Here is a 24873-nt window from a genome sequence, read left to right on the forward strand (position 1 = left end):
AACCAGACTAGAATCCAAAAGGGTTTAGGCTATAAAACGCCAAGACAGGTATGGTTTGACTTTTATCGTCAGGCTGCGTAACTAAAATCTCCCAAGTCAATGTCTACAGATTTGACAGCATAGGTCAATTAGAGCCAAACCTTGTGATACCAGGTCACTATTCGGGCAACCTACTCAAAAAAGACTATGCTGTTGATTTCACTCTCAGTTATCTAAAAACCTTTGAGCAAGCACTGGATGAGGCAAAAAAGCAAGACTCTAAACAGTCAGAAAAAGTGATTTCTACTATGGAAGCAGCTTATCCCGCGTTATCTGGGGATACTAATTTACAAATAGGCAGTAAAGTAAATACAGGTGAAATGAAGTGGTAAATACGGACTATTAGATAGAAATATCATTATTTGATAAGTCTGTTAGCAAAATACAGGTGTCAAAGTGCTGGCGTATGAATGCTTGGTCAATCAGCATACGCCAGTACTTTTAATGATCTCAGTCTCTCAAAGCATCTTCAACAAAGCTCAAACGGTCCTGACCAAAGAACATTTCACCATTTACAAAGAAGCTTGGTGCCCCAAACACCCCTCGTGCTACTGCTTCTTCGGTGCTAGATTTTAAACGCGCCTTGACCTCAGGCTCACTAATACGCGCCATAAAATCAGTCGCCTCAATGCCCACTTTCGACAGAACTTCAGCCACGACTTCTGGTGATTCCATATTTAACTTTTCAGCCCATAGCGCATTAAAGACAGCGGATAAATAACTCTCAAATTTGGGTGTCCCCAAATAAGCGGTAACACCGCGCATAAGCTGCATCGTATTGACTGGGAAAAATGGATTGAAGCGAAAAGGCACGTCATAGATGGCTGAAAAACGCTTAAGGTCTTTGAGCATATAAGCGCCTTTAGCAGGTACGGCAGCTGGTGAGGTGTTACCAACGGCTTGAAACACTGCGCCAAGTAACATAGGTCGCCAAACAATCTCGGCATTGTGACGCTGCGCGATACTCGCTAACTGTGTCCATGCCAAGTAACTGGCTGGGCTACCCACATCAAAGAAAAACTCTACTTGCTTACTCATCCTGGCATTCCTTGCAATATATATTAAGAATCTTAAAGATTACTAACTAGATAAGATTAAAAAGTTTCCATCCATGGGCGCAAATCCAGCTCATGTGTCCAGCTATCTCTTGGCTGACAGTGCAACTGCCAATACTGCTCAGCGATATGTTCTGGATTTAAAATACCGTCTTGGTCTTTGAGCTCATAGCGCTCGGGAAAATTGTCACGAATAAAGTCAGTATCAATAGCACCGTCAATGATAGGATGCGCGACATGAATGCCCTTTGGCCCCAACTCGCGCGCCATGCTTTGTGCCAGTGCCCGCAGAGCAAACTTAGCACTAGCAAAAGCTGAAAAACCTTTACTACCGCGTAAAGACGCTGTTGCACCCGTAAAAATAATTGTCCCCCTCTCACGTGGAATCATGACTTTTGCCGCTTCTCTACCTGTCAAAAACCCAGCCAAGGCACCCATCTCCCACACTTTTCGATAGACCCTCTCTGTCGTATCTAAGATAGAGAAATGAACGTTTGCCCCGATGTTAAACACTACTACTTCAATCGGCCCAATGTCTTTTTCAATATGAGCAAACAGCTCAACCATCTCTTGCTCGATACGCGCATCACAACCAAATGGCTTGACTACTCCTCCAGCCGCTTCGATATCACTGACTAATGTCTCTAGCTTCTCAACAGTCCTTCTGGTCACGCACAAAGTAAAACCTTCTCGCGCAAAACGCTTGGCAACAGCACTGCCAGTGGCATCGCCTGCGCCGATTACAACTGCTACGGGTGCTCTATCCATGTCTATTTCCTTATAGGTTCCTTTTTAGAACTAACAAAAACATAGCTTTATTTTTGGACCCTGTCAAGCTAACCTATAGCTTAAAGACAAAGGAGATAACCTATGCGCTGGGATGAACTGGACAAACAGTCTTGCTCAGTGGCTCGCACTTTAGCAGTCATTGGTGATCGTTGGACGCTCATGATTTTACGTGATTGTTTTTTGGGAGTCAGGCGATTCGACGTATTTGAGCAACGCTTGGGCATTACACGTCATGTCCTATCTAACCGTCTTCGCAAACTGGTTGAATACGATATTTTAAAAAAAGTCGCCTATCAGCAGCGGCCGCTACGTGAGGAATATAGACTGACAGAGTGTGGATTAGATTTGCACTCTGTCGTACTAGCATTGGTCAGTTGGGGTGATAAATACATGGCTGATGAACGCGGGGCGCCGCTGTTGCATAGACACAAAGCATGTGGTCACATTATGCATCCTGTGACAGTATGCTCCGAGTGCGTTGAGGCCGTTACCGCACGTGATATTGAGGTGGAGATAGGACCCAAATGGATCGGTAATGATGGAGTGAGTATTTAATATAGTAGCGGTTTATAAGCCATTAGAGCTAGATATCAGAACACTTTATTTAAAAGACTTAACCTTTTGCGGCTGTACCGTACTTCAGCCTGAAGTATTCCAAAACCTCGTTAACTGTATCGAACAACGTAAAATAAATCCAATCGTGGCGTGTACCTTCCCATTAAAAGAGATACATACTGCTCAAGCGGTTTTCTTAGAAAAGAAACATGTCGGTAAAATCGTTTTGAACGTTGCTCAAGAATAATTATCGATCAATAGCAAATAAATAACGTATGAATGGCTTTGAATATTTTATTCAAAGCCATTCATATCTAAATCAATAGCTACTATTTTGAAGTATAAAAGTCAATCTTATCAGTCATGACTTTCAACCATTTATTTTATCGTCAGCAGCAGAATATAAATCAAATCTATGAGATAACTGTCATTTCAGTAACGACAAATTCATCGACCATCCCATCTGTTACTTGTACATAGTTTTGGAAATGCGGGCTTTGTACATGTTGCTGAAGACACTCGTTGTTTTCCCAAATCTCATAAACCACGAAACCGTTACTATTTGCATTTTCTTGATGTAAGTCATATTGGATACAACCTTGATCATCTTGTGATGCTGCTGTCAGTTTAAGCAGCTCAGTTTTAGCTTGTTCAATGTGCTCAGGTTTGGCTTTGATAGTGGCGACGATGGTAAGTGGTTTGTTTGCTTGCGTGCTCATCTATTTATCCTATGTTTATTATTATCATTGATTTAAATAGGTCCAACGTGTCTGCTAAAAAGCGTCACATTGGACCTATTAATCTAAATTGCGTTATACAGACCAGCCTTCTAATACAATCTTGCCATGCGCTTGCTGTTTTTCTAGCATTTGGTGCGCACTACGTAGATGTTCAGCGGTGATAGCCCCAAGATTGTGAGCGACCGTGGTTTTGATCTCGCCTGCATCAATCAATTTTGCCACTGCATTTAATAAATGATGCTGTTCAATCATGTCTGGCGTATTGAACATTGAGCGTGCAAACATAAACTCCCAATGCAGGCTTAAGCTTTTGGTTTTAAGAGGGTTGGCATCTAGTGATTTTGGATCATCAATCAGTCCAAGCTTACCCTGCGGCTTTAAGCATTTAATGATTTCTTCATAATGATCTTCAGTGTTATTGAGACTCACCACGTAATCTACTTCAGCAATACCTGTTTTTTGTAGTTCATCAGACAATGGGTTGCGGTGATTGATAACATGATCAGCACCCAAATCTTTGAGCCACTGCACGCTCTCATCTCTCGAAGCCGTACCAATAATCGTGGCAGACGTTCTTGTCTTTAATAACTGAGTTAAGATAGATCCAACACCGCCCGCTGCGCCAATGACCAATACTGAGACGTTATTAGCATCCTCGCTACTATCGCTGTCATTCGCTGCGCTATCAGAGACAGGCACTTGTAAACGGTCAAATAACATCTCCCAAGCTGTAATCGTCGTGAGTGGTAATGCCGCTGCCTCAGCGAAAGACAAAGAGGCTGGTATGTGTCCAACGATACGCTCATCGACCAACTGATATTCAGCATTGCTGCCTGAACGGGTCAAATCTCCAGCATAATAGACGTTGTCACCTACTGAGAATAAACTGACGTCTTCACCGACAGCCGTCACAGTACCAGCAGCATCCCAACCAATAACAGCATACTCACCCTCTGCGGCAGGTCGCCCTTCACGGATTTTATAATCTACAGGATTGACTGATATGGCTTTTACTTCTACGAGAATATCGCGGCCTGAAGCAATTGGCTTATCAAGGGTTATGTCTTGTAGCGATTGTTCGTTATCGATAGGTAGATTGTTTTGATAACCAATGGCTTTGATAGTTTGCATAATATTGTGTCCTGTTTTTAATGGGAAAGTTTTTAATAATAAAATTTGAAAATATAGTTAGTAATGGTTTAATTGTTCGAAATTTATTGATGCCGCAAAATATAAATCTTATGCATCTTATGCAAAAATTGACTGCAATACTGTCTGAGTCTGCTGCTCAAACTCTGCCATGGCTGCTTTGTTTAGAGCATCAGCATGTGGTCGACCAAACGCCCCTCTTGCATCGCCATGTGCGCCATCTGTTATATCGTTATCAAAGTATTTACCAGTATCATCAGCGAACTCATCCGAGATGGCCAATGCAGTTAGGATATTTGCGCCCTTGTCTGCTGATGACTAATACTGACCATACGCTTCGTTAGCCATTTTTGTGTTCAGTAGCGAACCTGGGTTGACGGCGATGACATTGATATCGTTGCTAGCGACGGTGTCAGCTAATGCCATACTCCACATCGTGAGTGCTAGCTTACTTTGGGCATAAGCCTCCTTATCATCGAGGCGGGTCTGGCCTGCAAGTGCTTGATAAGATATTGATGCTTGCGCAGCTGAGCTTAAGTTCACGATACGCGCTTTATCAGACTGCTTGAGCAAAGGTAATAAAGCATTGGTCAGCTCATAAGGCGCTAGGTAATTGACCACAAAGCGTACATCCAAACCGTCTTTAGTCAATGCTGATGCCGTAGTATAAATTCCTGCGTTATTTATAAGCACATCAAGCTTGGGCAGTTTTTCATTGACGTCTGCTACCATCTTTAGCACATCCGTTAGATCAGAAAAATCAGCCACAAACCCATCAATATTATCTACTGCTGCGCCTGTCGCGACTGCTTGAACTTCTGCAATGACGCTAGCAAGTTTGTCAGCATCGCGGCCATGTAAGTACACCTGATGCCCAGCTTCTGCCAGTTTTAGCGCTGCCAATTTGCCAATGCCATCTGTGCTGCCAGTGATTAAAATTGTTTTAGTTGTATTCAGAGTCATAAACTGCCCTTATTGTTTGAATTATTGTTTCAGTTTTGGATACCTGTTCTATTTTATCCATCGTGATAGCACCCATTGTAATGAAAGTGTTGTGGGTCAAACAGTAGCCATCACCTAAAACACTTTCAATATAATTTTGAAAGTGTTTTAGGTTTAAGGGGTTATTTAGATAATTATCTAAGCAATTGTTTGTTATAAGGATGTCAGCGCCCTCGGACTTAAGCCGCAACTGCGTCTTGCTTTGGCTTGATGACTTTAGACAAATGCACCCTACAGGCGATTTGCATCTACACGTCTCTGATGGTCATGTAGATTTATATGGGCAGCTGATTGATTGGCTCTGTGTTATGGAAGTTTGGTCAACCTAAGACACCGCCAGCATTGGCTGAACAGAATTGGCTATGTCTGGGACACAATAACAAATATTTTAGCCAATGGACGTTTGAAGGCTCGGGCAAACAAGCGAGCGTCGCTGTATCGGGCAAAAGATAGTGACGTGGTCAGGCGTTGGACAATAATGGGACATGGTGTTGCACTAAAATCTCGTTTGGACATTAGTTCTGATATAAAAGAAGAACGCCATATTGAAGCCAAACTAGGGGGTTGGCAAGTTGCCCCCTATCCACTATATTTGATCTGTCCTGAACGACGATTGACTGCCCCACTGTTCAATACTGTAAAGAAATATTTAATCGACTGTATGCAAAATGTTTTGGCTTAAATAGCGTTCGACCTTAAACACAATACAGTCGCCCCCTCTTAAAGTGCATACGGTTCTACTGGGGTAAATATTGTGCAGCTAATGAGAAAACTTATAACCAACAGCAAGCTGATCATCGCATGTGTCACTTTTATGTTGGATTGACGTCACATTCCAATACGCCAACCTCTAAACTTGGCAAAAAAACGGTTTATTTTGTCAGAAAAGTTCAACGTCTCTGATTCCGGCACTGCTTCAACATGATGGCGGGCTGCCAATATCGGCTGCTGTACCAACCTTTCGTGATGATCAAACGCGCGATCAAGACTGATACTCATCATAGAAAAATTGGTCGGTCGTGGTAGGCAGCGATATACCTGACCTTTATTAATCAAATCAATCACCATATGTGCATCTTTGAACTCGGTCAACATGAGCACCATCAGATCAGGCTGGATATTTTTTAGCGCATAAACAATGGGAGTGATATTTTCTTTATTGAGCGTCGAATCCGTAATAGTGACGCCAAAGCGTTTCTTTTGTAATAAGCTTGCAGCCTGCTCAATATTGCTTGCCCAGCTCACGGTATAAGCACTCTTAAAATGACTTTTTATTTGCTGATAGACACTCTCATCATCATCTAACACCAATATACTACGCTTGCTATCAGTTCTGGCATGAATACGGTTTTGAATATCCTGATTTTCAGTGGCATTTTGGATGATTTCTTGGGTTTTCTGAGCAATCTCTGTGGCTTTATTAACGGTTTTTTTGAGTTCGTCATTTTGCCAAGGCTTTGTGATATAGCGATAAATCTCGCCTTCATTCACAGAATCAATTACCGCATTCAGATCTGCATACCCCGTCAATAAGATACGAATAGTGTTCGGGGATGCCGACTTGATATCACGCAACACTTCCGTACCTTGCTTATCTGGCATGCGTTGATCGCTGACGACCACTTGTACCTCATTCGCGCTGATATACTCCATCAGCTCAGTAGCATCGGTGGTGGTAAACACATCGTGTGACTGTCGGAAATGCATTTTTAAACTGCGTAAAATGCGTGGTTCATCATCAATAAAAGCAATTTTTGGTTTTTGCATGAGGCTCTCTTTAAATGAGTAGTTAGAAGTCTCTCAACTTCCAAATAAGGCCTGCGAAGGTTTGGTTTTATGAGCGATAGACTGTATCGGTAGCAGGATGGTAAACGTCGTGCCCACGCCAACGATTGAGCTAACCTCAATGCGACCGCTATGTTGTTCGATAATTTGTGCTGAGATAGCCAATCCCAATCCTGTGCCATCACCGGCTTTTTTGGTGGTAAAAAAGGGCTCAAAGATCTGCGTTAAAATACTCTCTTTGATACCAGCACCATTATCGGTAATGCTGATTGCCACGTATTGTTGCGACTCATCAACAGATGAGAGGATCTGTAATGTCCCTTTATGATCCATTGGCATGGCTTGGGCGGCATTATTAAATAGATTGAGTAATACTTGGTTGATTTGCGAAGGATTGCATTGAATCAATGGTAGCTCAGCCAGACTGGTGCTGACATCTAGAGTTTTTAGATTGTTACGTGCCATCACCAAAGACGTGTTGATACAGTCATTGATATCGACCTCTTTTACCTTGGATTCGTCAATTCGAGAGAAATCACGCAAACTCACGACCAACTCCGCAATCTGATCGACGCCATACAGGCCGTCTTTGATCAAATCCGCCAAATCCTCACTGACTTCATCTTCTTTAATTGCCTCGCAACACTGCAAGGTCTCCTCTATTAATTGAGTCACTTGTGCTTGGTCAGCCTCTGGTTCTTTTAACGCATGCAATAATTGATCGGTGTGCTGTATCAGCTCATCAAAACGCATGAGGTTATCACCGACCAGCTCCATATTACTACGCACATAGCCCAGAGGCGTGTTGACCTCATGCGCCACGCCTGCCACCATCTGACCGAGTGTGGCCATTTTTTCGGAGCGCACCAGATGCACTTGTGAGGCTTTTAATTCGTCCATGGCTTGCTGCAAATCTTTCGTACGGGCAATCACTTGGCTCTCTAAATGGACATTTATTTCAGCAAGCGCGCCTTCGTTTTCGACGACACGATCAATCAGTTGATTGGTCTGCTCGCTGATGACTTGGATTTCACTGACATTTGAGTGTGGCAATTTATGCACGCTTAATTTTTGATATTGTTTTTGCTCAATCAATGTGCCCATATCAGCCACGGCCAGTGCCATGTGCTTCAACGGACGCGTAAAGTAGCGACGAAACACCCATGCAGTCAGTAATAGAATCGGAATGAAACCCAATAGCATGGCTTGAATCAGCTGGTTTGACAATGCATTTGCCACGCTCATCATGTCATTATCAGGCTTGACGATGACCATCTTCCAATACGTAAATGGCATACGAAACACAAAAGCGGTGGCAGACTGCTGCAGCACAAAATCATTGGGCACAGCGATGGTGTCGACCAAATGACTGCCGACCAAGTTAAACGTCTGGTCGATGTTCAACAGCAATAATGCGGAGAGTAATTGGGATTCTTGTTCGCTGATTTTGTCCAAATTGGTCGTGCTCAAAATACTACGGGCGGCGAGCGTGAAACGGCCTTCATCTTTGGCAGTCGCTTCATCGATCAGTGTGCGATTGATACTATCTAGGCGATCAGCAATAGGTGCAAAGCTAGGGTTTTTCTTGGCCAATTGATGTGCGGTTACCATTTCGCCCTGAGGATTATCTTCCGTCACTTGAGTGACCATCGACTGATCAGGAAAGGTCAAAAACCGATTATCCAAGTCTACCAAAAAGACGTAGCCACCTACCTTATCTTGCCATTTTTTCATGGCATCTTCGAGATTATCCAATAACAAATTAAAACTCACCACGCCATCAAAAGCTTGGTTACGACTGTCATATAATGACTTGGCACACGTCATTATCGGCTGATTGCTCACAGGATCCACATACGCACGGCTCCAGACACAGTGGTCATGACGCGCATACATCGCTGGAATGTACCACCAATCTCGATAATAAGGATTGGGCGTTTGGCTCACTTGATTATAGCGTTCTGATGGTTGCATGTTGCCTGCCTCATCACGCGCCCACACAAACGACTGACGCTCTCGACCTTGCTCATACATATTGGGGTCAAACCATACACCGCCGCCCACGATTCGCAGGTCCGTCTGCTGCATGAGATTTCCAAAGGTTTCTTTATAAAGAACGTCTTCTTTTGGCAAGCCACCAGCCATCGTACTGGTCGCCTTTGCCAATCCATCGACATGGCTGATACTCGCCATAATGCTATTGATTGCTTCATTACCCGTTTCAACCACTGTTTCTGAAGTCATCTCTAGTAGGCGCGGCTTCGCTTGGGTTTCAATAACCCAGTACACCATCAGAATAATCAATGAAAAAGCCAATGCCAAAATAATCAGCATGCGCGTGGAAATACTACCAAGCCGATTAGTCATACTCATAAACAAACCTTGTATTGATGCGCCTACTGTTATCAATGACCCATGTAATAAGTCAAGACATCAGCCATACGCAGCCACCATTCATAGTGAGCTAAAGAATACGATGCGGTTATGACAAGATAATGACAAAAGTCGTGCTTTTAGGGTTTGTCCTCATTTTAAACACAACAAAAAAAATGCGCCAAATTGCTGTCAAACAAAAAAAACAGCGCAGACAATACCATAAGCATTTTGATTACTATTCATCATTCATCCCTGATTAATTCATTTAGTGATAAATTAAGGTTTATCATTGACGACATCCCTTGCCTATAGACTATAATTTCATAACAGCGCTTAGAAGTTTGTCCCGCACACGACAATTCCTCAATAAATGAGAGATAAATACGTTTAAACATTCATAGTAAAGGAATAGACCTCCGCTACTTCTAACAAAACGGACAAGTAATATAATCATGAAAAAATCAGTGCAAACACTTTTTAGCCGAGTTGGTCCGACTGCTGTCATTGCCGCCTCATTGATATCTGGACAAGTGCAAGCAGCAGACAACGACAGTCATCTGAAAAGCACAGTAGATGCACAAGCCAAGTCGCTAATGAAAGCACATGATATTCCAGGTATGGCGTTTGGCATTATTGTCGATGGAAAGTCGTCTTTTTATAACTACGGTTTGGCTGACAAACAATCTGGCAAGGCTGTTTCAGAAAACACTATCTTTGAGTTGGGCTCTATCAGTAAGACCTTTGCCGCGACTTTGGCAAGTTACTCAGAGCTCAATGGCACACTCGACTTGGAGGATACCGCTGATAAATACATTCCTTATCTACAAGACAGCGCCATTGGTAACACCAAGCTTATCAACCTAGCCACCTATTCGGCAGGTGGTCTACCACTTCAAGTACCTAACGATATCAAAAACAATAAGGAATTGTTCCGCTACTATAAGTCGTGGCAACCTGCCTTCCCTATCAACTCAAAACGTCTATACTCTAACGCCAGTATAGGACTGTTCGGCCATATATCAGCCTTGAGTATGGGCGCGGATTACACACAGGTGATGGAAGATAAAATACTGCCCTTACTCAATATGCCTAGTACCTTTATCAATGTTCCTAACGACAAAATGGACGATTATGCGTTTGGTTATAACGCTGCTGGAGAGCCGATAAGAGTTAACCCTGGGATTTTGGACGCCGAAGCTTATGGTATTAAATCAACCAGCGCGGATATGACCCATTACATGGCGGCTAATATGGGGTTAATCCCTTTGGATAAAGATATTCAACAGTCATTGCAAAACACTAGAAAGGGATACTATCAAGCGAGCACTGTTACACAGGGATTGGCGTGGGAGATGTATCCATTCCCCACTCAGCTAGACACATTGCTTGAAGGTAATTCAACGGATGTGGTGCTCGAGCCACAGCCTATTACAGCAAACAATCAGCCGACACCTGTTTTAAACGATGTATGGGTGAACAAGACAGGCGCTACCAATGGATTCGGTGGATATATCGCTTATATTCCCGCAAAAAAATCTGGCATTGTCATTTTGGCAAATAAGAACTACCCCAACGCAGAGAGGGTCAAAGCGGCTTACACCATCCTGCAAAGTGCGATGGCTAATTGAAGTAGAAGAAAACAGAACGTTGCTGTGACTCTAGTGATATTCACCTTTTTTAAACCAATATAATGAATGTAAAAAAGTCCTTTATATCAGTATAAAGGACTTTTTTTCTAAAATTGAAGATGCTGCATAGAAAGATATTGAATGAATAGAAAACTGTACTATCAATTTTATTCTAAGTCACGCTATGCAAATGGGCGTTCGAACGACGTCCAATTCTCAATATAGGTTGACTGGCAAATAAGACAATCACACCAACTAATGAAAACACACCAAAGGCGTAGAACGCAGTAGCAGCACCATACCGATCCACAATCAAACCAGTAAAGATGACGGGTACACTAAGCCCTATATATGCCATCATAAAATAGCCTGCACTCGCACGGGCTTGCTCATTTCCAGCAGATTTTGCGACTCCTAACATACCTCCTAAATAGACAAAGCCATAGCAACTAGTACTGGCCAAAAATGCCGCCAAAAGAATGACTGGTAGATTGGCGTTCAATGTCCCCCAAGCCAATAAAGCATATGCTGGTAGTAAGATTAAAAGACCTAGCTTACTTGAAACTTGAGGGTCAAGTTTTCGGGCGATTGGCTGAACGATCAATCCACAACTGATGGCTAACATAGAGGATACCCCTGCATACTTAGCGAGTCCATGCGTGGCCAGCACTGAGGGAATAACTGACAACACCAATCCGGTCGTTGCCCAACAAATCAAAATACCACTGCCATACCAAATGACTTCACGGTTAAAATAAGGTAGCCGTAGCATAGATGTGGGCAAATTAGTGCGTTTAGGTGCTGTCTCTGGTAATTGATATAACAGAAACATAGCGAACAGCCCGCTCGCTAGTAGTAAGAAAAAACTGGCTGGCTGATCGGTTTCATAAAACATCAAAGAAACTGTCGTCAATACAGGACCAAGACCAAAACCTATCGTCGTACTGGCCGTCACCCACGCTGTCGCACGCATCGTATCTGATGAGCCAAGCAGCTCAATCATATAGGCAGTCGCCGTAGCAGCCATCAGAGCAGTTCCCACACCCAGTATGAATCGTGCTACTGCTAACGCTCGTGTGTAAGGATAAAATAGCATGAGAGCCGTCGCTGTTATTGATAACGCTAAAGCTATTAAAATTGTCTTGCGCCGTCCAATCCGATCAGACAATCCGCCAAAAGCCAACAATACAGGTATGACGCCTAATACATAAAAGGAAAACGCTATCGTAGTTGCTAGTACGCCATAGCCATCATTGTGTGCGTAAACGGCATAAAGCGGCCCTTGGATATTGACGCTTGTCGTTATCACGCATAAGGCAAAGGCCAGATATTTATTATATTTTTTAGTGGTCATATATCGCTGCTTTTTGAATAATAATCATTGAATTGGCTGGGGTTAGTGCGATTCACAATAGAATCACACCTACCTCTACATCGTTTACGTTCAATGATTAAAACAAAAGTACAGTAGGTTATCTATATACACTACAGTACAATTAGACAGAACTGTTTGGTCTATAAAACCCATACAGTTGGGATATCCTACCCATATATCGTCATAGCTGTAACCTTGAGATAAGACCTTTATAAAAGCCGCCTTACCAAAAATTGTAAAAAATATGAATCAGAAGCTAACACGCATCGAAGTTGTCATGGCTGACGTAAAAGAAAAAATAGCGACTGTCATCTATATGCCAGAGTCGCGGCTGCCATCCATACGGGCAGCGGCTAAGAGCCACGGGGTTTCACCATCTACGGTGGTTGAAGCCTATGAACGCTTGCAGACCGAAGGGATTATCTACGCTCGTCCTGGTGCAGGGTTCTATGTGGCAGAGACGACAGCGCCGCTATCATTGACAGATATAGCGCCAAAAATTGACCGAGTGGTAGATCCATTATGGGTATCACGGCAGTCACTGGAGCCACCTGAGGGAGCGCTAAAACCAGGCTGCGGTTGGTTGCCAGCGGACTGGCTGTTTGAGGCTGGTATACGCCGTGGTCTGCGAAATGTGGCAAAAGCTGACGCCTCCATTATCAGTGAGTATGCAACGCCGCTAGGACTGTTAGCATTGCGTCAACTCCTCACGCGACGTATGGCAGGATTGAGTATCAATGCAGAACCGTCACAGATAATACTGACGGATTCGGGCACTCAAGCGATAGATTTGATTTTTCGATTTTTACTGACACCAGGTGATACGGTCATCGTAGATGATCCTTGTTATTTTAACTTTCGAGCACAGCTGCTTGCCCATCGGGTTAAAGTGGTTGGTGTGCCTTATACGCCAAACGGGCCAGATGTAGAGGCTTTTGCAGCGATTTTAGATGAGCATAAGCCGCGCCTGTACATCACCAATGCTGCCATTCACAACCCTACTGGCGCAACCTTATCACCTGCTACGGCCTACCGTGTATTACAGTTGGCCCAAGCGGCTGGTTTGTACATTATCGAAGACGATATTTTTGCAGACTTTGAAGTCAAGCCTGCAGCGAGATTGGCTGCTTTAGATGGATTATCACGAGTATTCTATATCGGCAGCTTTTCTAAAACGTTATCCGCATCCCTACGCTGTGGTTATATTGCCGCGCCTATAGAATGGGTCGAGAGTTTGGTAGATTTAAAGATAGCGACTGGCTTTGGTGGCAGTCAGTTAGCAGCGGCTGTTGTGTTCTCAGCGTTGACTGATAGCGGCTATCGTAAGCATATGAATGATATCCATACACGGCTGGCAAGTGCGCGTACTTACACGTTACCACGGCTGGCTAAATTAGGCATCGTACCGTGGCTGCTTCCACAAGCAGGTATGTTCCTATGGTGCCGATTACCAGAGAATACTAATGCGACCGAATTGGCTAATCGCTGTTTATCACAGGGTGTGGTATTGGCGCCGGGCAATGTTTTTAGCCAATCGGACAATGCTGAGAACTTTATGCGCTTCAATGTGGCGCAGATGAGTCATTCAAAAATATTTGAGGTATTGGCTCAGTCAATGGTCTGACCAATGTTATTTTGACCAATGATATATTGACTTACCAGTGCCATTTCGTTGTATAGTCACCCTATACGATGGCTCATCGCTCAGATATAAATCGAACACAACCACCGAGCATAACCATTTCCAAGTACAATCTCTCTCAAGCTCAGCCATTTCCAAGCTCAATCACTTTCAAGATCAGACAACCCTCTAGGATAGATGACATGTCCCCTATATATACTGCACTGGCTGTATTGGTTACCTTTATTTGGGGCGTGAATTTCACCTTTATTGCGTGGGGGCTTGAGAGCTTTCCGCCCTTAATGCTGACTGCGCTACGTTTTTTCTTTACCGCTGTGCCACTGGTCTTGTTTCTAAAGCCGCCAAAATTTAACCGTACGTTATTTATTTATGCCATCGGCACATTTGTCATGCAGTACGCTTTTGTATTTACCGCTATGCATCTAGGTGCGTCGCCAGGATTGACGGCGCTATTGCTACAAATTCAGATTTTTATCACGGTATTACTGGCATATTTTATGTTGGGCGAAGCAGTCAGCCGTATGCAAATCATCGGCATGGTGGTCGGTATATTGGGTCTGATCGTCATTGCGCTAAACCTTGGTGGTGATATGCCTTTAGCAGGGTTTGTCTGCATCTTGATTGCTGCCATCGGTTGGAGCTTTGGTAACATTGCATCCAAGCAAGCCTCAAAGCAGGCCTCACAACAGTCTTCAAAGCAAACAACAGCGCAAGCGGCCTTAGCATTAGCACCTAAGAAAACAGACTTATCTGCCGTTTCGCCTAATGCTCGTACAAACAAAGCATCTGCTTTGTCTGCGCTAGCACTAGTCGTCTGGGGTGGCTTGATTGCTTGCGTAATTTTAATGATATCTTCTCTTATCTTTGAGACTGAGGCATGGCAGCTGGCAACGTTTACTCATGCCTCGCTAAAATCTTGGCTGTCACTTGGGTTTATCGTCTATATCTCAACTCTGATTGGCTTTGGCCTTTGGGCACACTTACTCAGTCAAAACACCGCCTCTAAAGTCATGCCATTTGCGCTATTGGTGCCCGTATTTGGCATGGCAACCTCAGTACTGTTTACAGGAGAAATAGTGACTTGGTGGAAAATGCTGGCCATGATGTTGATTTTGTCAGGACTGTTATTGGCGAATGTGAAAATTAAAATGCAAAAAAGCTGCTAACGATGACCACTAAAACACTCGGCCATCATTAGCAGCTTTTTATTTTCTGCAGCTTTCTTTCTATAGTTATCGTAAATCATCCACGACAGCTAGCATGGCTATCAGTGATGCCTCTCCTAATTTGATAGAACGCTCTGGTGACCAGCCCATCTCCGCATCAGGCAGATTATCATTGTCTTTAAATGGCATCTCTAACGTATTGGCGAGGCAATCAAAACGCTCTGCTACCCAATTGGTGGCAACGGTCATATTGGCGGTACTTGGGGCATCAATCTCATAGCCAACTTCAGACTGAAAATCAGCACTGGCTAACTTTAATACCTCTGAAAATCGATCGCGTAGACCAGCGAGACGGTCACTATAGCTTGGCGTCCCTTGAGAGCCAGCAAGGAATACATACGGCAATGCTTCATCGCCATGTACATCATAAAACAGGTCTACGCCTGTCGCCTCCATCTTATTAATCACATGGAACACTTCAGGACTTTTATCTAAACTTGGACTTTGCCATTCACGGTTTAGGTTGGTCCCAACAGCGTTAGTACGCAAGTGTCCACGTACACTACCATCAGGGTTCATGTTAGGAACAATATGAAAGTTTGCCTTGTCTAACAACTGTTTGCCAGTCGCATTATCACTGTCTAACAAGCTATATAATAATCCCTCGATTAGCCATTCAGCCATCGTTTCACCTGGATGCTGACGGGCAGTAATCCATATGTTGCGTTTGTGGGCAGCACCATCACCGATTTTGACCAAGGTTAAGTCGCGCTTATCGAGCGTTTCCCCTAAATGCTCTAACGTCACTAATGGATGCACTTGCACAGCGGCTAGTAAATCTTGATGACGCTCATAGCTATAAGGGGCAAAATAAGCAATTTGGATGGTGTCACATTCTAACTCTGCCTCGATGGTCAATTTGCCATCTGTATAAGACGTTGGCAAACGGAACCAATGCTGACGATCGTAAGAAGCAATCGCTTGGTAGTCCTCCCACCCTTCTAAATAAGACGCTTCGCCTGCATTCATAATGTTGAGAACATACTGCTCCCCTACCTGTCCTGATAGGCGAAAGTTAAACCACTGAAAAAACTCGCCGCCAACATCGGGACGAATCGCCAGTTGAATATTCTTTTTATCTTCTATGTTAAGTACTTCAATATTACCTGCGTCAAAATTGGCCGTGATATGCATAGTCGCTTCCTAATTGTCTTTTATGGTTGATTAATTTTTATGATTGATTGTTATGATACTGTTTTAAACGCTATGTTCGTTATAGACTTACCCTTTTCTATCGATTGCTCTTTGATAATATCTACTTCTATTTAGCACGCTAGACATACATTTACTTGGTCGTCACAAGCTCGTTTTCAAGGCAATCATCTACCAAATTTATTTAGATTGAATATCTATCATTGACGACTAAAGATTAAACTTCCGCCAATAACTCGACAGCCACTTGAAAGTGATAATCGTCTTTTATAGTAATACTGACATGTCCGTTATGTGCCCCAACGATAGCCTGAACAATGGATAACCCCAACCCTGTACCTGAGTGCTTACTACTGGTCTTATCATGTCGATAAAAACGCTCAAACAGTTTATCCGCCTCACTTTGTGCCAATGGCTCTTCTAATTGGTTAGTGATGGTCATTCGTAGAATGGCTTGTTTTGATTGTTGAAGACTGGTTATCGTTGTGTCCACTATCTCATCTGAGTTTATTCTATCTGCAGTAATGGTTATAACGCTACCTTTAGCAGCATAATAAATCGCATTCGATATCAAGTTAGCAAAGAGCCTTTGTAATAAACTTTTGTCTCCTAAGACAGCGCTAAACTCACCTTTGGTTTCAATAGCGATACCTCGGTCTTCTGCAATCATTTCGTAGTAATCAACGAGCTTGGTGATTAAATTGTCCGTATCCACGTGACTGATTTGCGAGTCACTCAATCCTTTTTGGGTTTTTGCCAGCAGCAGCATATTATTTATCATGGCCGACAGCTGCTCTAACGTGTCATGCTGATGATGTAGCTGCTCAATGTATTCATCGCCCGCTCTTGGTTTGTTTAACATGACTTGCGTTTGCGTGCTGAGTGTCGCTATTGGAGTGCGCAGCTCATGGGCGATATTGTCTGAAAACCGTGACAATGATTCAAAATTACTTTCAAGCTTGGCCATCATTGAGTTGTAAGATTCTGCTAATGGTCGCAGCTCTAACGGCATATCACTGACTGTGACTCTATCATCCAATCTGTCAGGATTCATTCTTTTCATTTTTTGAACGATGGTCGCCAAAGGTGCAAAACCCCAGTACACACCCAACGCCGCTACTGAGACGAGCAACAAGGTAATCGCGAACAAAATCATACTAAGCTGACGATTGAACTGTAATAAATACTGATGATGCACATCTATAGGCAATGCGATAAGCGCGAGTATTTTGTCGTCTTCAATGACCATTGCTCGATAGTATCGGCTGTTGATATTCATCACAAACTGTTGCTTATCATTATCTTGTTTCAATGATGACAGATTAAACCCCTCCCCTAGCTCTTGAGCAAAGTTATTGGGTGTACTAGACAGTATCCGCCCTTCTTTATTAGCGATAATGGTTTTTAGATCGTAATCTAGCCAAGAAGAATGCTGATGATCAGCTTCATCTGATATCGCTGCGGTAGAAGTATTTCCATCAAGCTTTATGTCAGGTGCCGCTCTTAGCGGCTGTTGACTATTCAATGGATTTTGAGAGCTAGGTAGGGTTTGAGAAGTTATAGGGCTACTAGGTTCTATCACTCGCTTACGTAGGTTAAAAGCCGCATGGGTCATAATCTCAGCGTCCATTTGCTCGAAATGGCCTTTAACAGAACGTTGTATCCATATATAAATAATAACCTGCGATATAACAACAAATATCGTGAGCAGCAACACAGTACGCCATAAGAGTGGCAAGCGCCGATTATCAACCCTATATTTCATATTAGACATTGCCAGCTTCGTGAGATGGTTTGCTATCAAGCGCTGTATCGACAGCTTCTAACCGATAGCCCATCCCGCGCACTGTATGAATCAGCTTTTCTTCATGATCATCGTCTATTTTTATACGAAGACGCCTTATCGCCACATCAATCACATTGGTATCATTTTCAAAGTTCATGTCCCATACTTGAGAGGCGATGATTGAGCGTGGAAGCACTTCACCGCGGCGCTCTAATAAAAACTGTAGTAAGGAAAACTCTTTTGCCGTGAGCTTAATAGGCTTATCTCCTCTATGCACCGTACGCTTGGCAATGTCCATCTTGAGATCCGCTATTTGCATAATCGTACTTTGATAGTCGGCTTGATTGGCACGTCGTAATAAGCTTTTCATCCTGACGATCAATTCTGCAAAGGCGAAAGGTTTGGTCAAATAATCATCACCACCAATCTCAATCCCCTTTATCTTGTCACTCAAATCATCTTTTGCGGTTAGAAATAACACGGGCGTATGTTTGCCAGCCGCTCGGTAATTACGCACTAGCTCAAAACCACTAACATCAGGTAGCATCACATCCATCAATATCACGCTAAATTCTTCCGTCATCAATGCATGGTAGCCATCTAATCCTGTTAACTGATGATCCACGATAAACCCAGCCTCGGTTAAGCCCTTTTTTATATACTCGCCAAGCTTCAATTCATCTTCTACCAGCAGTACTTTCATTGTAATTCCTCAATACGGTCATGATTGTTTAACGTTCTAACCAGCACAGGTGACAACATTGACTGGTAGCTGACAAAGATGTCATGTGCTCGTAATCAGACTGTCAGTTTTATTTTGCTAATCTATATAAACGGTACATAGGTGCTCGTTTCAATACTTAGCTACGATGAATTATTTTTATCGGTAATCAATGTAAACAACTTACAAAAGAGGTTTTATATGAAAATTCATGGTTCATTTAAAAAAGTATTACTGCTATCAGTCTCGGTACTTATCGGTACTACCACTGCCAATGCGCATACGACGGATCTAAGCACTTCAATCATCAACAACTGCGACGCTGTGACTGAGTTTGCAAAAAACTTGGATCATAACGATGCTCAGCTCTCAAATTCACAAATGAAAAGCTATATCGATGCGAGAGTGGCTTGTGAGATTGAACACAAAGATCAACATCTACAGTCTGAAAAATACTTTATCAATAAATATGGTAGCGATAAGTAACATCAGCTCTGATGTCATACTAAAGGATTACTGACAACATTAAAAACCATAAATAGTAAGATGACAGAATTGTAATCTTACCGTCATCTCTCTGTCAGAATCACTAAAGTATGCTTTAAAGTAACTTAATATCTTAAAGTCTTTTCGAATACATACCAAATCAAATAAGGATTTACTATGTCACTATTCAAACCAATGCCACTGCTCAAATCAATGCCACTGTCTAAATCAATCGTAGCAGCTGCTATAGCCTTAGTCATTTCAACGTCAGCCTTGGCACACGACCCAAAAATGCATGCTGAAAAAGACCAAATGAACTGTGAGAAAATGCAAAAGCATATGCAGATGATGCAAAAAATGGATCATAGCAAAATGGATATGAATGATCCTGCTATGAAAGCCATGATGGCTAACATGAGCAAAATGAAAGCGATGTACCAAAAGCACTGTGTAAGCAGCGATAGCGATTCGTAAGTATCAATTCATAAGTTCAATACTATTGTCAGAGAAGCTGATCAAGCAGTAATGGGATATTAAAGAAAATGGATTTTTAGGACAAACCTATGAAGTTTTTGTTAGGAATACTTTTTACTGTCTTTGTCGCTATTGTGGGTATTTTTATTACGGTGACTAGTGGCATGATAAATATCGGTGCTGATCGAGCTCATAGTCCGCTGGTTTACGATTTTTTAGAAACTGCCCGCACACGCTCAATTGAGCATGCCAGCAAGAATATTTTGATTCCTAATTTAAAAAAGGCAGAGATGATTAGCTCAGGCGGTGCAGACTACAAAGATATGTGCGCAGGCTGCCATTTGTCTCCTGGTGTCACAAGTACCGATCTGAGCAGTGGTCTTTATCCAAAGCCTCCGAATTTCACTAACCCAAATATTGTTAAACGTTATCAGAGCGAGGCTGGTGCAAGACAAAGCTTTTGGGCCATCAAACACGGTATTATGGCTTCTGGCATGCCTGCTTGGGGCGCTACGCACGATGACGATCGGATGTGGGCGATGGTCGCTTTTATTAGATCCTTACCTGACTTAAATGAAAACCAGTACACCATGCTAACGACTCGGTTAGACGATAGTATGTTAGATATTTCATTTGATGGTGAGATGGATATGTCAGGTGATGAATCCGGAATGCAACATTAATGTTTCGTAAGAGATGCAGTGCTCAATAGTGCTGCTTTTTGCGATTTGAGTTTTAAGCTTTACCAGTACTACTTTGGTCAGTGTTACGGCTTTAATTTTTATAAATGTGATCGTCAGATAGACGCTCAGGAGTGGTTTTATGAGACGCTATACCAATAGATTTATTAATGAACATAATCTGATATCTGGCCGTGTGCTCTCAGCGATTGTGGTATTACCATTATCGTTAACGATTGCCGCTTGTAGTCAACCTAACGCCACTACTGCTGACTCAAAACCAGCGACTGAGCCAACTACCGCTACGCAAACCGCTCTAGTAGAGCAACCACAAGCGGAAATAATGCCTGTCAGTGCTCATTCAGACACCCAGCCAACTATCCTAAAAAATATCTCAGTCACCGTTTATAAAGATGCCAATTGTGGCTGCTGCAAAGAATGGGTCGGTTATGCCGAAGGCCATGGTCTAAACGCAACCGCACAGAATGTCGAAGACGTGTCCTTGTTTAAAGAGCGTTACAGCGTACCGCAGCAGATGCGCTCTTGCCATACCACTGTCACTACTGATGGCTACGTATTTGAAGGTCATGTCCCTGCTAAGTATATGGCGCAGTTTCTAAAAAGTCCGCCAAGTGATGCGATCGGTCTTGCTGTCCCAAGTATGCCAGTCGGTAGCCCAGGTATGGAATACCAAGATAAATTCATGCCGTATAAAGTGATGCAGATTAATAAAGATGGCTCAATAGCTATTTATGCAACTATTGACTCACCACAGCAGCAGATATAGTTTGATTGACGTCTAAAATAGCCCACTCTATTTTGCAAATGAGCTGCCAAAGACATAGGCTTAGCTGATAAACATATAGACTCAACTCTCACTTTATGGACATAAATCAGGTGAATAATTATGAACAAAACTATGCTTAATCGCAGGCGTTTTTTGACAGGGTCCTCTACTCTATTAGGGGCATCCATGCTATCCACACTGCCATCTATTGCCAATAGTGCGCTCGGTAAAGGTCAACAAAACGTAGCCGTCAACAGTGATAAATCTGACCATATCGTACCTATCCTAACCGGTAATGAGTTTGACCTGTATGTCAGCAAGAAGCCCGTTACTGTCAATGGCAAGTCGAGTATGGCAACCCTCATCAATGACTCGCTGCCAGCGCCAACGCTAAAGATGCAAGAAGGCGATACCGTGACCATCCGTGTCCATAACCAGATGAATGAGTCGACCTCTATTCATTGGCATGGTCTGCTCGTCCCATTTGAGATGGATGGGGTGCCAGGTATCAGTTTCGATGGTATTCCTGCAAATAGTACCTTTACCTATAAATTCAAACTTAAACAATCAGGCACCTATTGGTATCACTCACACAGTGGCTTTCAAGAGCAAACAGGAATGCTGGGTGCTATTGTCATTGAACCAAAAGGCCGTGAGCGTCATCCAGTCGCAGAAGACCATGTGATCGTGCTGAGTGATTGGACGCATCGCGATCCGCACAATCTCTTGAAGCTGCTCAAACAGCGCGCTGATTTTGATAATTATCATCTGCCAGACTTCAAAAAACTATTGTCTGATATTGCCGCAACAGATTTAGAAGCCGTTTACGACAAGCGCAAAATGTGGAATCAGATGCGCATGATGCCGACGGATTTTACTGATTTATCTGGCGAAAAGACCTTTACCTATCTAATGAATGGTAAAACCACAGCGGCTAATTGGACACAACTAGTAAAAGCAGGACAGCCCGTTAAATTACGCTTTATCAATGCTTCAGCACAGACGATATTTGATATGCGTATACCGGGTCTCAAAATGACGGTGGTAGCAACAGATGGTATTGATGTCGCACCCGTTGCGATTGATGATTTCCGCATTGGCGTGGCTGAGACCTATGATGTCATCGTCACGCCTACTCAAGACGCACATACGATATTTGCCCAAAACATCGATCGTTCAGGCTATGTCGCGACCACGCTTGCGACCAAAAAAGGTGCGCGAGCTGCCATACCTGCTATGGACAAGATCGAATGGTTGACCATGGCCGATATGATGGGTGCGATGGGTGATAAAGGCTACAAAGCAAAACACGCCAAGACCGAGTATGACTTCAAATCTGATATGCGTGTCGACAGTCCACGTATGAACCTAGATGATCCCGGTATCAACCTGCGTAATATCAATCGTGACGTGCTGAATTATAGTCAGCTGCGCTCTGTCGATGAGGCCATATTTGCAGAGCAGCGCAAGCCTACCCGAGAGATCGAGCTACATTTAACGGGTAACATGGAGCGCTATATTTGGGCGTTGGATGGTGTCATGTTTAAGGATGCAACCCCTGTCAATATTAAGCCAAACGAGCGCGTGCGTATCACCTTAGTCAATGACACGATGATGAACCATCCGATGCATCTGCATGGTATGTGGAGTGACTTGCGCACGCCATCTGGAGACTTTCAAGTACGTAAACATACGATTGTGGTGCAGCCAGCGCAAAAGATTAGCTTCGATGTGACGGGAGAAGTTGGACGATGGGCATGGCACTGTCATCTGCTGTATCACATGGAAGCCGGTATGTTCAGAGAAGTTGCCGTCGTTTAACAAACCTTCGAATATGAGGCTTATTATGAAAATATCTAAGAAAAATCTGCCATTCATTGGTTTGTCATCGCTAGTCTTGCTCACATCACCTTTTGCAACAGCTGCTGAGATGTCGAGTATGGATCATAGTGGCATGGATATGTCTGGTATGGATCACAGCGGCATGGATATGTCAGGCGATATGTCTGGTATGGATCACAGCGGCATGGACATGTCAGGCGATATGTCTGATATGGATCATAGTGGTATGGATATGTCGGGCGATATATCTGATATGGATCACAGTGGCATGGATATGTCAGGCGATATGTCTGGTATGGATCACAGTGGCATGGATATGTCTGGTATGCAAGGTGGGCAGCCACCAGCTAATGCTCGCAGTCCAGACTATTCAAATGGGGTTCCTTACGGGCAGTATGGTAAGCCAATGATGATGGGCAGCATGCCGTTATGGGGAGTCTCAGTAGACGACTTGGGCTATCAGTTTGATGAGGATCAAATCAACTTCGAGGCGACGGGTTGGTACGGTACTGACAGTAACCGTATAAGACTACGCACTGAAGGTAGTGCTCAGACTAAAGATGATAAAGAAATCGATAGCTTGAGCTCGCTTGCTTATTGGAAACCACTGAGCATTTTTTGGAATGGTGAAGCTGGTGTCGCTTATGATACTGAAAATGACAACGCTGCCCTTATGGCAGGCATTGTAGGCACCGCGCCGTATTTCATCGAAACAGATGCGAGAGCCTACTTATATACCGATGGTCAACTTCGTCTTGATTTGGGCGCAGAGTACGAATGGCGTTTGGATCAGCATTGGGTTGTCATACCGGAGGTTGGATTGACTGCCTTTAGTAAAGATGACCATGATAATGGTATTACCAAAGGCTTTAATGAGATGGAAGCTGAGGTTAGGCTGACTTACGAGACGTTCAGTCGCCAGCTAGCACCTTATGTGGGTGTTAGTTATGAGACAGCGCTTGGCAAAGCTCGTGGTCAACGACGTCAAGAAGATGAATCGGTTGATAGCAGTAGTTTGACTGCGGGAGTTAAATTCTGGTTTTAACTGTCTACCCATTTTAATTCAACAAAACAATGGAGGTCATATCATGGAAGCTGCTAAGCAAAAAAATATGAACCCTTATGTAAAATTTACCTTAATGATTCTGACATCGACTGTCATCATGTATATCATGATGTACTTCAATACCTACCAGTGGGATCACATTTACTTTAGTGAAACCCGAGCTTATATGGCACTCTACATGGGTGCCGGTATGGCAGTCGTCATGTTGGCATTTATGACCAATATGTATAAAAAGACCAAGGTCAATTTGATGATCTATGGTCTAAGTGTATTGATGTTTGCAGTTGGTATCTGGGGCGTTAGATCTCAAGCAACTGTCGACCAAGTCGATTGGATGCAGGCGATGATACCGCATCACTCGATTGCCATTCTCACCAGTAGCCGCGCTGATATTGAAGATCCGCGTGTGCAACAGCTTGCTGATGATATTATAAAAGCACAAAAGCGTGAAATCGCTGAGATGAAGCAGTTGATTGATGAGCTTGAATAAGAGGAAGGTTTGCAGGCGGACGGTGTAA

At 43.3% G+C, this 24873-nt stretch carries 27 protein-coding genes; 15 read left to right on the forward strand and 12 right to left on the reverse strand.

All coding sequences use genetic code 11. The features are described from left to right. Positions 1-143: 143 nt before the first annotated feature. Positions 144-371: a hypothetical protein gene (locus QL898_RS08805; RefSeq protein ID WP_238052580.1), complete on the forward strand. Its 228-nt coding sequence runs from the start codon at positions 144-146 to the stop codon at positions 369-371. Positions 372-489: 118 nt separating this feature from the next. Here the strand turns inward: QL898_RS08805 and QL898_RS08810 are convergent, their stop codons facing one another. After that, on the reverse strand, positions 490-1077 hold the full coding sequence (locus QL898_RS08810) for a 2-hydroxychromene-2-carboxylate isomerase (RefSeq protein WP_290176512.1): 588 nt from the start codon (positions 1075-1077) through the stop codon (positions 490-492). 56 nt (positions 1078-1133) lie between these two features. Beyond that, on the reverse strand, positions 1134-1862 hold the full coding sequence (locus QL898_RS08815) for an SDR family oxidoreductase (RefSeq protein ID WP_290176513.1): 729 nt from the start codon (positions 1860-1862) through the stop codon (positions 1134-1136). A gap of 102 nt (positions 1863-1964) precedes the next feature. Here QL898_RS08815 and QL898_RS08820 point away from each other — a divergent pair, with 102 nt between their 5' ends. Next, positions 1965-2438, forward strand: a complete 474-nt coding sequence (locus QL898_RS08820; protein WP_290176514.1) for a helix-turn-helix domain-containing protein — start codon at positions 1965-1967, stop codon at positions 2436-2438. A gap of 34 nt (positions 2439-2472) precedes the next feature. Next, positions 2473-2685: a zinc-binding dehydrogenase gene (locus QL898_RS13835; protein ID WP_356638933.1), complete on the forward strand. Its 213-nt coding sequence runs from the start codon at positions 2473-2475 to the stop codon at positions 2683-2685. A gap of 166 nt (positions 2686-2851) precedes the next feature. Here the strand turns inward: QL898_RS13835 and QL898_RS08825 are convergent, their stop codons facing one another. The 4 genes from QL898_RS08825 to QL898_RS08840 form a co-directional block, all read right to left on the reverse strand. Further along, positions 2852-3157: a putative quinol monooxygenase gene (locus tag QL898_RS08825; RefSeq protein WP_290176515.1), complete on the reverse strand. Its 306-nt coding sequence runs from the start codon at positions 3155-3157 to the stop codon at positions 2852-2854. A 93-nt stretch (positions 3158-3250) separates the two neighbouring features. After that, positions 3251-4300 (reverse strand): zinc-binding alcohol dehydrogenase family protein, encoded by a 1050-nt coding sequence (locus tag QL898_RS08830; RefSeq protein ID WP_290176582.1) that lies wholly within the window; start codon positions 4298-4300, stop codon positions 3251-3253. Between the two features lie 126 nt (positions 4301-4426). Then, on the reverse strand, positions 4427-4609 hold the full coding sequence (locus tag QL898_RS08835) for a hypothetical protein (protein ID WP_290176516.1): 183 nt from the start codon (positions 4607-4609) through the stop codon (positions 4427-4429). A 36-nt stretch (positions 4610-4645) separates the two neighbouring features. Then, positions 4646-5290 carry an SDR family NAD(P)-dependent oxidoreductase gene (locus QL898_RS08840; RefSeq protein WP_290176517.1) on the reverse strand — a complete coding sequence of 215 codons (645 nt, stop codon included), beginning with the start codon at positions 5288-5290 and terminating at the stop codon, positions 4646-4648. A gap of 342 nt (positions 5291-5632) precedes the next feature. Here QL898_RS08840 and QL898_RS08845 point away from each other — a divergent pair, with 342 nt between their 5' ends. Together QL898_RS08845 and QL898_RS08850 are read left to right on the forward strand one after the other, a co-directional pair. Further along, positions 5633-5782 (forward strand): hypothetical protein, encoded by a 150-nt coding sequence (locus tag QL898_RS08845; protein WP_290176519.1) that lies wholly within the window; start codon positions 5633-5635, stop codon positions 5780-5782. Between the two features lie 25 nt (positions 5783-5807). Continuing rightward, positions 5808-6011 carry a hypothetical protein gene (locus QL898_RS08850; protein ID WP_290176520.1) on the forward strand — a complete coding sequence of 68 codons (204 nt, stop codon included), beginning with the start codon at positions 5808-5810 and terminating at the stop codon, positions 6009-6011. A 146-nt stretch (positions 6012-6157) separates the two neighbouring features. Here QL898_RS08850 and QL898_RS08855 read toward each other — a convergent pair whose 3' ends face one another. After that, entirely contained in the window at positions 6158-7096 is a 939-nt protein-coding gene (locus QL898_RS08855; protein WP_290176521.1) for a response regulator, read from the reverse strand. Positions 7097-7129: 33 nt separating this feature from the next. Then, entirely contained in the window at positions 7130-9487 is a 2358-nt protein-coding gene (locus QL898_RS08860) for an ATP-binding protein (RefSeq protein WP_290176522.1), read from the reverse strand. Between the two features lie 455 nt (positions 9488-9942). Here QL898_RS08860 and ampC point away from each other — a divergent pair, with 455 nt between their 5' ends. Next, positions 9943-11118, forward strand: a complete 1176-nt coding sequence (ampC, locus tag QL898_RS08865) for a class C beta-lactamase (RefSeq protein ID WP_290176523.1) — start codon at positions 9943-9945, stop codon at positions 11116-11118. 172 nt (positions 11119-11290) lie between these two features. Here ampC and QL898_RS08870 read toward each other — a convergent pair whose 3' ends face one another. Beyond that, a complete protein-coding gene (locus QL898_RS08870) occupies positions 11291-12472 on the reverse strand; it encodes an MFS transporter (RefSeq protein ID WP_290176525.1) in 1182 nt (393 codons plus the stop codon). 265 nt (positions 12473-12737) lie between these two features. Between QL898_RS08870 and QL898_RS08875 the strand changes: the two genes are divergently transcribed. Further along, positions 12738-14117, forward strand: coding sequence for a PLP-dependent aminotransferase family protein (locus tag QL898_RS08875; protein ID WP_290176526.1), 1380 nt, complete (start codon positions 12738-12740; stop codon positions 14115-14117). 200 nt (positions 14118-14317) lie between these two features. Next, positions 14318-15301, forward strand: coding sequence for an EamA family transporter (locus tag QL898_RS08880; protein ID WP_290176527.1), 984 nt, complete (start codon positions 14318-14320; stop codon positions 15299-15301). 66 nt (positions 15302-15367) lie between these two features. Here the strand turns inward: QL898_RS08880 and QL898_RS08885 are convergent, their stop codons facing one another. From QL898_RS08885 to QL898_RS08895, 3 genes are all read right to left on the reverse strand, one after another. After that, a complete protein-coding gene (locus QL898_RS08885) occupies positions 15368-16495 on the reverse strand; it encodes a M14-type cytosolic carboxypeptidase (RefSeq protein WP_201547138.1) in 1128 nt (375 codons plus the stop codon). Positions 16496-16730: 235 nt separating this feature from the next. After that, a complete protein-coding gene (locus QL898_RS08890; RefSeq protein WP_290176528.1) occupies positions 16731-18278 on the reverse strand; it encodes an ATP-binding protein in 1548 nt (515 codons plus the stop codon). A 1-nt stretch (position 18279) separates the two neighbouring features. Further along, positions 18280-19002, reverse strand: a complete 723-nt coding sequence (locus QL898_RS08895; RefSeq protein ID WP_201547140.1) for a heavy metal response regulator transcription factor — start codon at positions 19000-19002, stop codon at positions 18280-18282. A gap of 219 nt (positions 19003-19221) precedes the next feature. Between QL898_RS08895 and QL898_RS08900 the strand changes: the two genes are divergently transcribed. The 7 genes from QL898_RS08900 to QL898_RS08930 all read left to right on the forward strand — a co-directional run bounded on the left by QL898_RS08900 (position 19222) and on the right by QL898_RS08930 (position 24845). Further along, positions 19222-19506, forward strand: a complete 285-nt coding sequence (locus QL898_RS08900) for a hypothetical protein (protein WP_201547142.1) — start codon at positions 19222-19224, stop codon at positions 19504-19506. 177 nt (positions 19507-19683) lie between these two features. Further along, positions 19684-19980 (forward strand): hypothetical protein, encoded by a 297-nt coding sequence (locus QL898_RS08905; RefSeq protein WP_290176530.1) that lies wholly within the window; start codon positions 19684-19686, stop codon positions 19978-19980. 89 nt (positions 19981-20069) lie between these two features. After that, entirely contained in the window at positions 20070-20663 is a 594-nt protein-coding gene (locus QL898_RS08910; protein ID WP_290176531.1) for a cytochrome c, read from the forward strand. A gap of 139 nt (positions 20664-20802) precedes the next feature. Continuing rightward, entirely contained in the window at positions 20803-21447 is a 645-nt protein-coding gene (locus QL898_RS08915) for a DUF411 domain-containing protein (RefSeq protein WP_290176532.1), read from the forward strand. Between the two features lie 120 nt (positions 21448-21567). After that, a complete protein-coding gene (locus QL898_RS08920) occupies positions 21568-23268 on the forward strand; it encodes a copper resistance system multicopper oxidase (protein WP_290176533.1) in 1701 nt (566 codons plus the stop codon). Positions 23269-23293: 25 nt separating this feature from the next. Further along, positions 23294-24334, forward strand: a complete 1041-nt coding sequence (locus QL898_RS08925; protein ID WP_290176534.1) for a copper resistance protein B — start codon at positions 23294-23296, stop codon at positions 24332-24334. 43 nt (positions 24335-24377) lie between these two features. Further along, complete coding sequence (locus QL898_RS08930) at positions 24378-24845, forward strand: DUF305 domain-containing protein (RefSeq protein ID WP_227679181.1); 468 nt, start codon at positions 24378-24380, stop codon at positions 24843-24845. Positions 24846-24873: the final 28 nt, after the last annotated feature.

The sequence above is a fragment of the Psychrobacter sp. APC 3279 genome (assembly GCF_030407795.1).
Taxonomy (GTDB): Bacteria; Pseudomonadota; Gammaproteobacteria; order Pseudomonadales; family Moraxellaceae; genus Psychrobacter.